The organism is Chryseobacterium sp. GQ58 (genome assembly GCF_059758895.1).
On the sequence record NZ_JCAXEH010000003.1, the window covers coordinates 316,665 to 331,132 of the forward strand.

At 35.0% G+C, this 14,468-nt stretch carries 13 protein-coding genes; 5 read left to right on the forward strand and 8 right to left on the reverse strand.

All coding sequences use genetic code 11. The annotated features are described in order from the left end of the window. Positions 1–111: 111 nt before the first annotated feature. The 5 genes from AC6CHK_RS09445 to AC6CHK_RS09465 all read right to left on the reverse strand — a co-directional run bounded on the left by AC6CHK_RS09445 (position 112) and on the right by AC6CHK_RS09465 (position 5,620). A complete protein-coding gene (locus AC6CHK_RS09445; RefSeq protein WP_498095466.1) occupies positions 112–1,086 on the reverse strand; it encodes an N-acetylornithine carbamoyltransferase in 975 nt (324 codons plus the stop codon). 299 nt (positions 1,087–1,385) lie between these two features. Then, positions 1,386–2,525: an aspartate aminotransferase family protein gene (locus AC6CHK_RS09450; protein ID WP_498095468.1), complete on the reverse strand. Its 1,140-nt coding sequence runs from the start codon at positions 2,523–2,525 to the stop codon at positions 1,386–1,388. Positions 2,526–2,795: 270 nt separating this feature from the next. After that, entirely contained in the window at positions 2,796–3,782 is a 987-nt protein-coding gene (gene argC, locus AC6CHK_RS09455) for an N-acetyl-gamma-glutamyl-phosphate reductase (RefSeq protein ID WP_498095470.1), read from the reverse strand. A 70-nt stretch (positions 3,783–3,852) separates the two neighbouring features. Continuing rightward, entirely contained in the window at positions 3,853–5,049 is a 1,197-nt protein-coding gene (locus AC6CHK_RS09460) for an argininosuccinate synthase (protein WP_498095472.1), read from the reverse strand. Beyond that, positions 5,021–5,620, reverse strand: coding sequence for a GNAT family N-acetyltransferase (locus AC6CHK_RS09465; RefSeq protein WP_498095474.1), 600 nt, complete (start codon positions 5,618–5,620; stop codon positions 5,021–5,023). Before AC6CHK_RS09465 ends, AC6CHK_RS09460 begins: the two co-directional genes overlap by 29 nt. 266 nt (positions 5,621–5,886) lie before the next feature. On the opposite strand from AC6CHK_RS09465, the gene acs reads away from it, so the two are divergent. The 4 genes from acs to nhaA all read left to right on the forward strand — a co-directional run bounded on the left by acs (position 5,887) and on the right by nhaA (position 11,850). Then, positions 5,887–7,797, forward strand: a complete 1,911-nt coding sequence (acs, locus tag AC6CHK_RS09470; RefSeq protein WP_498095476.1) for an acetate--CoA ligase — start codon at positions 5,887–5,889, stop codon at positions 7,795–7,797. Positions 7,798–7,988: 191 nt separating this feature from the next. Further along, positions 7,989–8,354, forward strand: coding sequence for a hypothetical protein (locus AC6CHK_RS09475; protein WP_498095478.1), 366 nt, complete (start codon positions 7,989–7,991; stop codon positions 8,352–8,354). A gap of 113 nt (positions 8,355–8,467) precedes the next feature. Then, positions 8,468–10,672: a RelA/SpoT family protein gene (locus tag AC6CHK_RS09480; RefSeq protein WP_498095480.1), complete on the forward strand. Its 2,205-nt coding sequence runs from the start codon at positions 8,468–8,470 to the stop codon at positions 10,670–10,672. Continuing rightward, positions 10,669–11,850 carry a Na+/H+ antiporter NhaA gene (gene nhaA, locus AC6CHK_RS09485; protein ID WP_498095482.1) on the forward strand — a complete coding sequence of 394 codons (1,182 nt, stop codon included), beginning with the start codon at positions 10,669–10,671 and terminating at the stop codon, positions 11,848–11,850. Before AC6CHK_RS09480 ends, nhaA begins: the two co-directional genes overlap by 4 nt. A gap of 130 nt (positions 11,851–11,980) precedes the next feature. Here nhaA and AC6CHK_RS09490 read toward each other — a convergent pair whose 3' ends face one another. Then, positions 11,981–13,003, reverse strand: coding sequence for a YihY/virulence factor BrkB family protein (locus tag AC6CHK_RS09490; protein ID WP_498095484.1), 1,023 nt, complete (start codon positions 13,001–13,003; stop codon positions 11,981–11,983). 31 nt (positions 13,004–13,034) lie between these two features. Here AC6CHK_RS09490 and AC6CHK_RS09495 point away from each other — a divergent pair, with 31 nt between their 5' ends. After that, positions 13,035–13,508 (forward strand): 23S rRNA (pseudouridine(1915)-N(3))-methyltransferase RlmH, encoded by a 474-nt coding sequence (locus AC6CHK_RS09495; RefSeq protein WP_498095486.1) that lies wholly within the window; start codon positions 13,035–13,037, stop codon positions 13,506–13,508. Here the strand turns inward: AC6CHK_RS09495 and AC6CHK_RS09500 are convergent. Beyond that, positions 13,496–14,074 (reverse strand): phosphatase PAP2 family protein, encoded by a 579-nt coding sequence (locus AC6CHK_RS09500; RefSeq protein ID WP_498095488.1) that lies wholly within the window; start codon positions 14,072–14,074, stop codon positions 13,496–13,498. The two genes, AC6CHK_RS09495 and AC6CHK_RS09500, sit on opposite strands and share 13 nt — an antisense overlap. 1 nt (position 14,075) lies before the next feature. Further along, a complete protein-coding gene (locus AC6CHK_RS09505; protein WP_498095490.1) occupies positions 14,076–14,408 on the reverse strand; it encodes a Sec-independent protein translocase subunit TatA/TatB in 333 nt (110 codons plus the stop codon). Between the last annotated feature and the right edge of the window lie 60 nt (positions 14,409–14,468).

Genomic DNA, 14,468 nt, shown 5'->3' on the forward strand with positions numbered 1-14,468 from the left:
TTATTATTGATAGGATTCTATCCTATCCTCTATTAAATCGTCCCTTTGGGACTTCCTTATTGAACTCAATTAGTTAAGGAGATTTTAAACCTAACGGGTTTTGAAAACCCGTTAGGTTTTATTATATTTAGAATTCAATTCATCCAAAATTTCGGAAAAAACAGCTTGTGCAGAGAAAATTCGGTTTTTTGCCTGTTGGTAAATGATTGAATTTTCACCATCCATCACCTCATCACTCAGTTCTACATTACGACGAACCGGAAGACAGTGCATCACTTTTCCCTGATTGGTATTGACTAGTTTTTCATTCGTCAACATCCAGTTTTCTTTCACTTCAGGCATTGCTGCATAATCATCAAAAGACGACCAATTTTTCACATAAACAAAATCAGCATCTTTCAATGCTTCATTCTGATTGTGAATTACTTTTACATCTTTTGTGAAATTTTTATCTAAATCATAACCTTCAGGATTAGCGATCACGAACTCAACGTCCATTTCCTGCATCCATTCTGCGAAAGAGTTTCCAACAGCATGAGCAATCGGCTTGATGTGAGGTGCCCAAGTTAAAACCACTTTAGGTTTACGCTTATCAAAGTGCCAGTTTTCGGTAATCGTAATACAATCCGCCAGACTTTGTAAAGGATGACGTGTCGCAGATTCTAGAGAAATAACCGGAACTTTTGCGTGTTGCTCGAACTGACTTAAAATACTTTCGTTAACATCTTCTTCCTTGCTTTTCATTCCAGCAAAACAGCGAACTGCAATAATGTCACAATATTGATTCAACACTTCAATGGCATCTTTGATATGTTCTACGGTATCACCATTCATTACGGCTCCGTCTGCGAATTCTAAGTTCCAGGCTTCCTGAGCAGCATTTAATATTAATACATTTAAGCCTAAATTCTGAGCTGCAATCTGACTGCTTAAGCGTGTTCTTAAACTTGAATTTAAAAATACAAGTCCGATTGTTTTTCCTTTTCCTTTCTCGGTTTCCGAAAGAGGAGTTTCTTTAATTTGTAAAGCTTTTTTTATAATTTCCTGTAAGTTTTCAACGTCACTTACAGAGGTGAATTTTTTCATTTGAGAATTTTTATTTTTTCAATGGACAAATGGAATATCCATTTCATTTTGAATTGATTTTAAAGATTTTTTATCTTACATATTTTTTGGGGCTTTTAACGCTATGGTCGCAAAGTTTTTTTTAACTACTAAACTTTTTTGTTCGCAAGGGCGTTTGACTACGTCGAATCTTCGATTTCACTCAGCAATTGGAAGTTACGCTTGTCATTCTGACGAAGGAAGAATCTATTAATATTATAAAAGGAGATTCTTCACTCCACTTCGTTTCATTCAGAATGACAGACTGCATATTTTCATATTTAAATATTCTCCAATACTTCTTTCAAAGCATTAATAAATAAATCGGTTTCTTCTTTTTTAATGTTAAGCGCCGGTAGAATCCTCAACACAGCCTTGTCATTGGAGTTTCCTGTGAAAATATGATGATTGTACAACAGGCTGTTCCTCACTTCCGAGCAATCCCTGTCAAGTTCAATTCCAATCATCAGGCCTTTCCTTCGGATTACTTTAATATGTGGAAAATCTTTAATTTCGTTTTCAATATATTCACCCATTCCCTGAGCATTTTCGATAAGATTTTCATCTTTCATAACGTCTAAGACAGCAATCGCAGCGACACAAGCTAAGTGATTTCCTCCAAAAGTTGTCCCCAGCAAACCGTTGCTTGCCTGAAATTTTGGGTGAATTAAAACACCGCCAATCGGGAAACCATTCCCCATTCCTTTTGCTGTTGTGATAATGTCTGCTTCAATTCCAAATTCCTGATGTGCAAAGAAATATCCGCTTCTTCCATAACCTGACTGAACTTCATCTAAAATCAAAACTGCATCATGTTTTTCACACAATTCTTTGATTTTAGTTAAAAATTCAACCGTTGGAATCATAATTCCTCCAACACCTTGGATCCCTTCGATAATTACAGATGAAATTTCATCTCCTTGTTTTTGAAAAACTGCTTCAAGTTGTTCGATATTATTCCATTCAGATTTGATGAATCTTCCATCATAATTGACCGGAGCTACAATTTTAGGATTATCAGTCACAGAAACCGCTGCTGAAGTTCTTCCATGAAATGAACCTGAAAAATACAGCACTTTGCTTTTTCCATTGTGGAAAGAAGCCAGTTTTAAAGCATTTTCATTTGCTTCAGCTCCTGAATTACATAAAAATAAATTATAATCTTCCAAGCCTGAAAGTTTTCCTAATTTTTCAGCCAATTCTATTTGTAATTCATTCTGAACCGAGTTTGAATAGAAAGATATTTTATCTAGTTGGTTTTTTAATTGACTTTGATAATGCGGATGGTTGTGCCCGATAGAAATTACCGCATGACCTCCATAAAAATCAAGATATTTTTCTCCTTTATCGTCCCAAAGAAATGATCCTTGGGCTTTTACCGGATTTATGTTGAATAATGGATATACGTTGAATAAATTCATTTTTTTTGTTTTAATTAATTTCTTTTGCCTTGAAGCAAAAGAAACAAAAGTTCAAGACTGGAAAATTTCACTAAAAATTAAAATTTAATCCTAAAATTTCCAAAACTTGCGCGAATTGAAGATTTGTTTTCATTTCAAAAATTGTCTCGCGCTTTGAACAGTGGAAATTTTTTAACGGATTAAATTTCAATTTTCTTAACGCTCCATTTTCCTAGGTCTGTTTTTACTTTGAGTTTTAAAATTAACGATTGACTTATTGACTATTCACATTTAAAATGCAATCGGCTTTAAATTCAATCCTAAATTTTCTTCCCAACCCATTGCAATGTTCATGTTTTGAACAGCCTGTCCGGAAGCTCCTTTCAACAAATTGTCAATCGCTGAGTGAATAACTGCAACATTTCCACTCTTTTCTATATGAATCACACAGCGATTGGTGTTGACAACCTGTTTTAAATCAATTGCTTTCTCACTTACCTTTAGAAAAGGCTCATCTGCATAAAAATCATGATACAATTGATTGATACCTGAAATTTCTAAATCTGTTTTCACCGTGGAACTCGTAAAAATCCCTCTCGCAAAATCCCCTCTCCATGGAACAAAATTCAGACTGATTTCATTCGTATTAAAAGAAACTAATTGTTGTAAAATCTCATCTACATGCTGATGTGTCAAAGTTTTATATGCTGAAATATTATCGTTTCTCCAGGTAAAATGCGTAGTTGGCTGCAAAGACTGACCGGCACCTGTTGAACCTGTAATTCCCGTTGTGTAAACCTCATTCAACAATCCTTTTTGAGCTAATGGAAGCAAAGCCAGTTGAATCGCTGTCGCAAAACATCCCGGATTGGCAATACTTTTTGCTCCTAAAAGTTGTTTTTTGTTGATTTCAGGCAAACCGTAGATAAAATTTCTGTTTCCTAAATTACCATCTAAACGAAAATCATTTCCTAAATCGATGACCAACGTTTCATCTTTAATATTATTTTGAGTCAGCCAGTTCTGGCTTTCTTTGTGAGGAAGACATAAAAATAAAATATCTACATCTTCAGGCTTATCTGTTAAAACCATCTCACAAACCGTCGCTAAATCCGGGTACAAATCTGAAATCTTTGTCCCCGAATTTGAGCGACTATATAAAAAACTCAAAGTCACATGGGGATGAAAAGCCAGCAGACGAACCAATTCGCTTCCTGTGTAACCGTTGGCTCCGATGATTCCTGCTGTTTTTATTTCTTTTTGATTAATCTCAATCATTTCTATTTTGGTTTAGATAGGATTTCATCCTATCCTCTGTTAAGTCGTCCCTTCGGGACTTCTCGTTGAATTAATTTATATTTTGATTAATCTGATGATATATATTTAAAGAATTGCTTACGATTTTTGTGTAGCCTTTCACATCTTCGCCTGTCCAAGCCCTATTTGCTTCGCCATAGCTTCCGAATTTATCGGACATTAGATCATGTTTAGATTCAATTCCATTTAAGATAAATCTGTATGGATGAAGGGTCACAAAAACTTTTCCGCTTACCGTTTTTTGAGAATCATTTAAGAATGACTCGATATTTCTCATCACAGGATCTAAGAAAAGTGCTTCGTGAAGCCAGTTTCCGTACCAGTCAGACAATTGAGATTTCATCATCTGCTGATATTTTGAAAGCGTATGTTTTTCCAATAAATGGTGCGCTTTGATAATCACAGACGCCGCTGCCGCTTCAAATCCTACTCTTCCTTTAATTCCAACAATCGTATCTCCAACATGAATATCACGACCGATTCCATAAGCAGAAGCCAATTCTTCAATTTTTTGAATCGCATACACCGAATGTTCAAAATTTTCTCCGTTTACCGCTACAACTTCACCATTTTTGAACTCAATTTCCAGTTCTGAAGGCTGAGTTTCTTTAATTTGAGAAGGAAAAGCCTCTTCCGGAAGATAATTTCTTGAAGTTAACGTCTCTTTTCCTCCGACTGAAGTTCCCCAAAGTCCTTTATTCACAGAATATTGTGCTTTTTCGAATTCCATTTCGTAGCCGTGGCTTTTCAAAAATTTTATTTCTTCTTCACGGGATAAAGACATATCACGAATTGGCGTAATAATTTCTACATTTGGGCACATTACCTGAAAAATTAAATCAAAACGGACTTGGTCATTTCCAGCACCTGTACTTCCGTGAGCAATCGCATCAGCACCAATTTCAATGGCGTATTTTGCAATTTCCTGCGCCTGAATCGTACGTTCAGCACTTACAGACAATGGATACGTATTGTTTTTCAAGACATTACCAAAGATCAAATATTTTACGCAAGAATTGTAATAATCCTCCTGAGCATCAACACACCTGTATTCTTTTACCCCAAGATCAAAGGCTTTTTTCTCCAGTTCTTTTTCCTCTTCCTTAGAAAAACCTCCGGTATTTACAGTGCCTGCATACACCTCATATCCAAGTGTTTCACTCAAATATTTGGCACAGTAAGAGGTATCGAGACCTCCGCTAAACGCTAAGATTACTTTCTTGCTCATTTTTATATTGATTTTCAGGTTGTTTATAATCAACCTCACTTATTTTATTATTATCAGGAACGAAAAGCATTGCCGTGCAAAGGCAGTTTTTACGTTCTTTTTTCATTAAAATATCATAATTCACACAGCTTTTACAGCCGCTCCAGAATTCTTCATCCTGCGTTAATTCAGAATAAATTACGGGTTTGTAACCTAAATCGCTATTGATTTTCATTACAGCAAGACCTGTCGTCAAACCAAATATTTTTGCCTCCGGAAATTTCTCCCTTGAAAGTTCAAATACCTTTTCTTTTATTAAAGTAGCTGTGCCTTTGTGCCTAAATTCAGGTGAAACAATTAATCCCGAGTTTGCCACAAACCTACCGTGCGACCAGGTTTCTATATAACAGAAGCCTACCCATTTTCCGTTTTCAGTTGCTATTACGGCATTGCCTTCCGAAATCTTTTTGCTTAAATATTCAATTGACCGTTTTGCAATTCCGGTTCCTCGTCGCTGTGCAGAATCATACATTTCCTGCTGTATTTCATTTACAAATACTAAATGTTTGCATGAGGAAATTTCTATTTCCATTTATTTATCTGAATTTTCGGCAAATTTAAAGCATAGTATCTTTACAAACCAAATTATAAAGATATTATTTTTGTTCAATAAATTAAAACAGGTAATTTAATCTTAAATAAGTGTTAAATTCAGATTAAATTTAAATGGTTATTTATCAGAATATTTTAAAGTGATTGGAAAATAAATAAATTATATAAACACAAAAAAAACGTGCAGATAAAAGAATAAACCGGAAATTAAATATTAATTTAGTATCCATAAATCAGAAAAGAAATATGAGAAATTACCTGATAGAAGATTTGCCACACTATTTTAAAGAATATAAAAAATCTATTAAAAACCCTAAAAAATTCTGGGATAAAATAGCCGATCAAAATTTTGTATGGTATCAAAGATGGAGCAAGGTCGTAAAATACGATATGAATGAAGCAAAAATCACATGGTTTAAAAATGCGAAATTAAATATCACAAAAAATTGTATCGACAAGCATCTTTCGGTCAGAGGCGAAAAGACTGCAATAATCTGGGAACCAAATGATCCGAAAGAAAAACCACAACATATTTCATACAACGAACTTTATACAAGAGTAAATAAAACTGCAAACATTTTGCGCGAAATGGGCATTGAAAAAGGCGACAGAGTCTGTATTTATCTTCCGATGATTCCCGAACTGGCGATTACGATGCTGGCTTGCGCAAAATTAGGCGCCGTTCATTCCGTAATTTTTGCAGGATTTTCTGCGTCTGCAGTTGCTTCAAGAGTGAATGACTGCGGTGCAAAAATGGTAATTACTTCAGACGGAAGCTACAGAGGAAACAAAGTTTTAGATCTAAAAAGTATTGTTGATGAAGCTCTTGAAAAAACTCCGACCGTTGAAAATGTTTTGGTTGTAAAAAGAACCAACAACGAAATCAAAATGAAAGAAGGAAGAGATCATTGGATGGCAGATTTATATGAAAAAGCATCGCCGGATTTCGTTACCGTAATTATGGATGCGGAAGATCCACTTTTCATTTTATATACTTCAGGATCAACGGGTAAGCCAAAAGGAATGCTCCATACTTGTGCCGGCTATATGGTTTATACCGCATATACTTTTAAAAATGTTTTTAATTATAAGGAAAACGACATTTATTGGTGTACCGCAGATATTGGCTGGATAACAGGACATTCTTATATTCTTTACGGACCGCTTTTGAATGGCGCAACAACCGTTATTTTTGAAGGAGTTCCGACTTACCCCGAGCCGGATCGTTTTTGGGAAGTTATTGAAAAACATAAAATTACACAATTCTATACCGCTCCAACTGCAATCCGTTCTTTGGCGAAAGAAAGTGCGGAATGGGTTGATAAGCACGATTTAAGTTCATTAAAAGTAATCGGTTCTGTTGGCGAACCTATTAATGATGAAGCGTGGCATTGGTTCAACGATCACGTCGGAAGAAAAAAATGCCCGATTGTAGATACTTGGTGGCAAACGGAAACCGGCGGAATTATGATTTCTCCGCTTCCTTTTATCACTCCTACAAAACCAACTTATGCAACTCTCCCTTTGCCGGGAATACAGCCTGTTTTGATGGATGATAAACGTAACGAAATTACCGGAAATCAAGTTACAGGAAATCTTTGCATCCGTTTTCCATGGCCGGGAATTGCAAGAACGATTTGGGGCGACCACCAAAGATATAAAGAAACCTATTTTACGGCTTTTCCGGGAAAATATTTTACGGGTGACGGTGCTTTGAGAGACGAAGTTGGCTATTACAGAATCACGGGACGTGTGGATGATGTTGTAATTGTTTCGGGCCACAATCTTGGAACAGCACCTATCGAAGACAGTATCAACGAACATCCTGCGGTAGCGGAATCTGCAATTGTTGGTTATCCGCATGATATTAAAGGAAATGCACTTTACGGATTTGTAATTTTAAAAGAAAGTGGAGAAAGCCGTCAAAAAGACAATCTAAAAAAAGAAATTAATCAATTGATTTCCGACCAGATTGGTCCCATTGCAAAACTGGATAAAATTCAGTTTGTTTCAGGGCTTCCGAAGACTCGTTCAGGGAAAATAATGCGTCGGATTTTGAGAAAAATCGCGGAAGGTGATTTTAGTAATTTCGGAGATATTTCAACTTTATTGAATCCCGAAATTGTTGATGAAATTAAAAATGAAAGATTAAGTTAAAGATCAGGTAAGTTCTACATTTAAAAAAGTTACATTTAATGCTTGAAATTCATTAATTTCATTCAATAGAAATATCATAAATAATATTAATTTGTTATAGATAAAATAAAATTTAAATATTTTTATTAATTTTTTAGAAACAATAAAGAAAATTTACTATCTTTAAACAACCAAATTAAAACCATATTATTATGACTAAGATTTTAACAGGTGTATTTGAAAAGCACAGTGATTATAAACGACTGGAGAACGAATTGGAAACTTCTGGATTTGAAAACTCAGATTACATTGTTTATCTTACAGAAGAGCGCAACAACTCGCAATATATGGCAAGCGTTGAAATAAAAGATAACGAACAGGCAGAAACGGCAAAAAATATTTTTGGCCAAAATTCTGTTTTAAAAACATATCTATTTGAAAATATGAGTATTAATCAGGCATCGTACAGCAATTTAAAAAAATATATTGACGTGAGAAGCAGAGCTGAAATCCATAACAGCCCCGATGTCAGGAAGAAAGCTCAACATAATGGAATAGACTCTGAAGTAAAATTCTAAAAATCATAAAAACTTATAACCGAAATCCGTAGGAACTATTCTACGGATTTTTATTTTGCCTTGACATATACTATTATTTTTCGTATTTTCGTTCAAATAAAGCCTTTACACAGATGAGTTACGACATAGAACAAGAAAATAAAGAAATCTCAGCAAGGTATAAAGACCTGATTTCTAATACATACAGAACTTTGGATGAAGAGAATAATAAACTCATCCGAAAGGCTTTTGATATTGCACTGGATGCACACAAAGATCAGCGAAGAAAATCCGGCGAACCTTATATCTACCACCCTATTGCTGTTGCAAAAATTGTTGCAAAAGAAATCGGGCTTGGCGCAATGTCTATTGCCTGCGCTTTATTGCATGATGTGATTGAAGATTCGGATTACACCTATGAAGATCTGAAAAAGATTTTTGGTGAAAGAATAGCTTCGATTGTGAATGGATTGACAAAGATTTCCATCATGAATCATCAGAATATCTCGGTACAGTCTGAAAATTACAGAAAGCTTTTGTTGACACTTTCAGAAGATTTCAGGGTGATTCTGATAAAAATTGCAGACCGTCTCCACAACATGAGAACGCTGGAAAGCATGGCTCCCGATAAACAGAAAAAGATCGCTTCCGAAACGGTTTATATTTATGCTCCGATGGCTCACCGACTGGGTTTGTACAACATAAAGTCTGAGCTTGAAGATCTTTCGCTGAAATATAATAATCCCGAAGTTTTCAACGAAATTACCGAAAAACTAGAATTAGCCAAAGAAAGTCGCGAAAAATATATTGAAGAATTTAAACGGGAAGTTTCTGACAGGTTAAAAGATGAAGGATTAAATGTAACAATAAAGGGTCGCGCAAAGGCGATCTCTTCCATTTACAGGAAAATACTAAAGCAAGGCGTTTCTTTTGAAGAGGTTTTTGACAATTATGCGATCAGAATTATTTATAAATCTGATGCGAAAAACGAAAAATTCCTGGCCTGGAAAATCTATTCTATCGTAACAGATGTTTATCACAGCAATCCTTCCCGAATGCGCGATTGGATCACTCAACCACGTTCAACAGGATATGAAAGTCTGCATTTAACGGTTCTCGGACCTGATAAAAAATGGATTGAAGTACAAATTCGCTCTGAACGGATGGATGATATCGCAGAAAAAGGTGTTGCAGCCCATTACAAATACAAAGAAGGCTATAAACAAAGCAGCGACGACAGAAATTTCGAAAAATGGGTAACCGAAATCCGTGATATTCTGGAACAGCAGCAAAATCTTACGACTTCTGAACTTTTAGATAATATTAAGCTTAATTTATATTCAAAAGAAGTTTTTGTATTTACTCCAAAAGGCGAAATCAAAATTCTCCCAACCAACGCAACAGCACTCGATTTTGCTTTTGCGGTACATTCCGATTTGGGAATGAAATGTTTGGGTGCAAAAATCAACGGGAAGCTGGTTCCTATATCTTATATTCTTCAAAACGGAGATCAGGTTGACATTCTTTCATCTCAAAACCAAAAACCGAAGTTTGACTGGTTGGATTTTGTAGTGACTTCAAAAGCGAAATCTAAAATAAAAAGCTATTTAAATTCTGAGAAAAACTCGCTTGTAGAAGAAGGAAAAGAGATACTTCAGAGAAAGCTTCGTCATGCAAAAATTAATTTTAATGATGAAGAAATCAATAAGCTTCAGAAATTTTTCAACCTTAAAACTTCACAAGAGCTGTTTTTAAAATTCCAGACAAACGAGCTGGATGCAAGCAGTTTAAGAAAATATATTGAAAGTAAAAATGTATTCAACAATTTACTTTCGAGATTCAAAAGAACGACCAACAAAAATCAACATTACGAAGAACCGAAAGAGATCAATCTCGACATGATTGTTTTCGGAAAAGATGAAGAAAAGCTTAATTACAGTTATGCAAAATGTTGTACGGTAATTCCGGGTGATAAAATATTTGGCTTTATTACGATTTCGGAAGGGATAAAAGTTCACAGTGATAATTGCCCCAATGCGATCAATTTGAGAGCGCAATACGATTACCGGGTGATTCCTGCAAAATGGGTGAATGAAGAAAGCTTCAAAAACCGTATAAAAATTGAGATCGAAGGACTCGACAGAATGGGCATGATTAATGATATTACGGCTGTAATAAGCGGCGCAATGGGAATGGATATGAAAAGTATGTCGATCGAATCAAACAATGGTGTTTTTACCGGAAACATCAATCTTGAAGTAAAAAACAGAGGCCAGCTTGATGAAACATTTAAAAAATTAAAAGGAATAAACGGAGTATCAAAAGTAGTAAGAATATGAATTTAAGCAGGTATTTTTTAAAATTTTTTAACAGCAACCAGTCATCAGGGATTTTACTTATCTTTTGTGTAGCACTGGCGTTGGGCATTGCCAATTCTTCATTAGCTGAAACTTTTCAGCTTTTTTTGGATAAGGAAATAGGATCAGAACTTTTGCATCTTAAATATCCTTTGCATATTTGGATCAACGACGGTTTGATGGCAGTTTTCTTCCTTTTGGTGGGGCTAGAAATCAAAAGAGAAATCGTGGAAGGTGAGCTTTCATCTTTCGAGAATGCCTCGCTTCCTATTTTCGCAGCAATTGGCGGGATGGTGGTTCCGGCACTGATATTTGCTTTTTTCAACTACGGTACAGATTACAGCAACGGCTGGGGAATTCCCATGGCCACTGATATTGCTTTTTCTCTGGCGATCATTTCTATGCTTGGAAGTAAAATCCCAAACTCTATAAAAATATTTCTTGCAGCCTTGGCTATTGTTGATGATTTGGGTGCAATTTTAGTCATTGCGATCTTTTATACAGACCAGATCCATTGGCTTTACATATTCCTTTCTTTGGGTATTACAGCTTTATTATTTCTCTTAAATTACTTCAAAGTTACCAGGATTGCTTTTTACATTATTCCGGGATTATTTCTTTGGTATTTTTTGCATCATTCCGGTATTCATGCGACGATTGCAGGCGTTATACTTGCGTTTTCCATTCCGACCAATTCTTCAAAAATAGAAATATCACCTTTGGAAAAGCTGGAACATCAGCTGCATTATCCGGTCAGCTTTTTAATTATGCCTTTGTTTGCGCTTACCAATACCAATATTACCTTCACCAACGGAATGGTAGACGGTTTATTCAGCAATTTGGGACTGGGAATTATTTGTGGATTGGTTTTAGGAAAGCTGATTGGCATCAACCTGTTTTCATTTGTAGCTATTAAATTAAGGGTAAGTTCGCTCCCTCACAACAGCTCATGGACCCAAATGATTGGGGTCGGCCTTTTAGCCGGAATTGGCTTTACAATGTCTATTTTCATTGCTTTGCTTTCATTCAAAGGTGAAATCCTAATTCAGGATGAAGCTAAATTTGCGATATTGATTGCTTCGTTTTTAGCAGCTATTTTAGGATATATTATTTTAAACCGAAATTCTTCAAAAAATAAAAGTCTTGCTGAAGATAAGTAATATTTTAATTGTATAATTTAAACAAATCAAAGCTTAATAAGTTTAAACAACTTTTTAGGCTTTTTTTATTAACTATATTATCAAGATTAGCGGCTGGAATTTGAATTAAAACTTAAAAAGTATTGATCTTTTAAGTATCATCTTTCTTTTTTTCAATTTCTATTTTGCGCATGTGCTCTTCATCACCTTCAAGATTGGGCTCTGAATTCTCAGAATGATAATGAGAAGCCTCTTTTTTAATTTCATCTGAAAGCAGCTTTTCGATCCGCAACTTTCGTAAAGCCATATTCAATTCATTACCAAAAAGAAGAAGATATACATTTACATTTACCCAAATCATCAATAAAATCATGCTTCCGATGGAGCCATACAAAACGTTGTAACGTGCAATATTTTTAACGTAAAGCGTAAAGAAATAAGTCGTAACGATGAACAAAATCGTTGTAAGAATAGCGCCAGGAACTGCTTGTCTGAATCTGATGATTTTCACCGTTCCCAACCAATAAAACAACGCCAAAAGCAGGAAGAAAAATAGTGGAAAAGATACAAAACCAATGATCTTTGAAAGGTTATTGACGAGCCACGAAATATTGTAAGACGGCGTAAAAAGCTTGAGCACAACCTCAGAATAATAAACACCAAAAAGGGCTAAAAAAACAATCGTAACAAAGCCTATTGTAATAAAAAAAGAAAGAATAAACTCTTTTACATCCGTTAATTTTTCTTCAGAATTTTCATTAAATCCACTGATGATGGAAAAGGTTCCGTTGGTGGCAAAAACCAAGGCAATAAGAATCGTTAAATTACTGATTCCCTTCATGTTTGGGATAATATTGGTTTCAATATAATCTCTCACATCGCCTTCAATATTGGATGGGAAAATATTGTGCATCAAAACCTCAAAAATATAAAACTGAAGCTTATCGTAATGCGGCATATACGGAATCACAGACAGTAAAAACAAAAGGAATGGAAAAAGACTCAAAGTAAAGCTCCATGAAATACTTGCTGCCTTTCGTCCGATATTCCCTTTAAAAATTCCCGAAATATAAATCTGAAAAAGTTGCCAAAGCGATATTCCCAACACCGGAAGGTGTATATCGTCAAAGAATTCCTGAATTTTTATAATGAAGTTGGGCGTTTTCACATTCATAAACTATATTTGTGCATAGCAAATATAAGAAATGCGTATCAATTTAGTCTGCATCGGGAAAACAGATGACAAAGAAATCACTTCTCTCATCAATTATTATCTCAACCGTCTTCCAAAACACTGGAATTTTGAAATCGTTGAAATCCCTGATATTAAAAATGCCAAAAACCTTTCTCCTGATCTTTTAAAAAAAGAAGAAGCCAAATTATTTTTAAATCATATTGATAAAAACGACTGGGTTGCTATTTTAGATGAAAAAGGAAAACAATTCACAAGCAGAGAATTTTCTCAGAAAATAGACAACTGGATGAATTCTTCAGTAAAAAAGATTCATATTTTGATTGGTGGAGCTTATGGTTTCTCAGACGAAGTCTATAACAGAGCCAATGAAAAAATGTCTTTATCTAAAATGACTTTCACGCACCAAATGATCCGTTTATTTATTGTTGAGCAATTATATAGAGCTGATCAGATTTTACAGGGAAAACCTTATCATAATGATTGATTGTCATTAAAGGCTTGTTTCCTGATCACTTTCTTAGCAAGGAAGGCAAAAAAGCTTCCCAGCAAAATTCCAACAAAAGCACCCATTAAAATGTCTATCGGAAAATGCACGCCTAAATAAATACGGCTATATGCTACTATTATAGCCCAAATAAATATAATATATGGGAACCATTTGAGCTTATCTTTTAATAAAAAACTTAAATAGCTTGCTAAAAAAAAAGTATTGGAAGCATGTGCAGAATAAAAACCAAACTGCCCGCCACACTTTACAATTCTCATGTAGCTTTGTAAGCCCGGATCGTGGCAAGGCCTTAATCTGGCAACGCCGTATTTAAAAATTCCTGCAACCTGATCCGAAATAGTAACGCCGATCGCAATAAACAAAAGAATATAAAGTAAAGATTTAAGTTTAAAGTTTTTATATAGAAAGTAAAAGAAAATAATATAAAGCGGAACCCAGATCCAGGTTGAAGATATCATGATCCAAAACTGGTCAAAAGGCGTATCTCCCAAATTATTAAGGTAAAGAAATACCTTTTTGTCTTCCAGAATGATCTCTTCCATATTATCTGCTTACCGGCCCTTCGTAGGTATCATCTTCGGAAGGTTTTAGTTTTGGAATTTCATCGGAAGAAGGCTCTGCAAGAATATCTTTCTGAATGTTTTTTGTAGGATCAAAATCTTTGGCAGCATCTTTCACTTTTTCTATCTCACGTTTTATTTCAGATACAGGATTGTCTGTTTCTTTCATGATTTCCGTTTTGATATCTTCTACTGCGCCACGCATCTTTCTCACTCCCGATCCAAGGTCGCGGGCAATCTGAGGCAGCTTATCCGGTCCGAATAATACTACAATTGCAATGGCAACAAGCGCCATTTCTCCAATGCTTAATTCCATGATGCTAAATTACAAAAGATTATATAAAAAAGATGTTTTGATGTTTAATTTTAAATAAAT

Bases quoted from the DNA above. Each gene is read 5' to 3' on its own strand.
- AC6CHK_RS09445 (WP_498095466.1), bottom strand. From the start codon at position 1,086: ATGAAAAAATTCACCTCTGTAAGTGACGTTGAAAACTTACAGGAAATT.
- AC6CHK_RS09450 (WP_498095468.1), bottom strand. From the start codon at position 2,525: ATGAATTTATTCAACGTATATCCATTATTCAACATAAATCCGGTAAAA.
- argC (WP_498095470.1), bottom strand. From the start codon at position 3,782: ATGATTGAGATTAATCAAAAAGAAATAAAAACAGCAGGAATCATCGGA.
- AC6CHK_RS09460 (WP_498095472.1), bottom strand. From the start codon at position 5,049: ATGAGCAAGAAAGTAATCTTAGCGTTTAGCGGAGGTCTCGATACCTCT.
- AC6CHK_RS09465 (WP_498095474.1), bottom strand. From the start codon at position 5,620: ATGGAAATAGAAATTTCCTCATGCAAACATTTAGTATTTGTAAATGAA.
- acs (WP_498095476.1), top strand. From the start codon at position 5,887: ATGAGAAATTACCTGATAGAAGATTTGCCACACTATTTTAAAGAATAT.
- AC6CHK_RS09475 (WP_498095478.1), top strand. From the start codon at position 7,989: ATGACTAAGATTTTAACAGGTGTATTTGAAAAGCACAGTGATTATAAA.
- AC6CHK_RS09480 (WP_498095480.1), top strand. From the start codon at position 8,468: ATGAGTTACGACATAGAACAAGAAAATAAAGAAATCTCAGCAAGGTAT.
- nhaA (WP_498095482.1), top strand. From the start codon at position 10,669: ATGAATTTAAGCAGGTATTTTTTAAAATTTTTTAACAGCAACCAGTCA.
- AC6CHK_RS09490 (WP_498095484.1), bottom strand. From the start codon at position 13,003: ATGAATGTGAAAACGCCCAACTTCATTATAAAAATTCAGGAATTCTTT.
- AC6CHK_RS09495 (WP_498095486.1), top strand. From the start codon at position 13,035: ATGCGTATCAATTTAGTCTGCATCGGGAAAACAGATGACAAAGAAATC.
- AC6CHK_RS09500 (WP_498095488.1), bottom strand. From the start codon at position 14,074: ATGGAAGAGATCATTCTGGAAGACAAAAAGGTATTTCTTTACCTTAAT.
- AC6CHK_RS09505 (WP_498095490.1), bottom strand. From the start codon at position 14,408: ATGGAATTAAGCATTGGAGAAATGGCGCTTGTTGCCATTGCAATTGTA.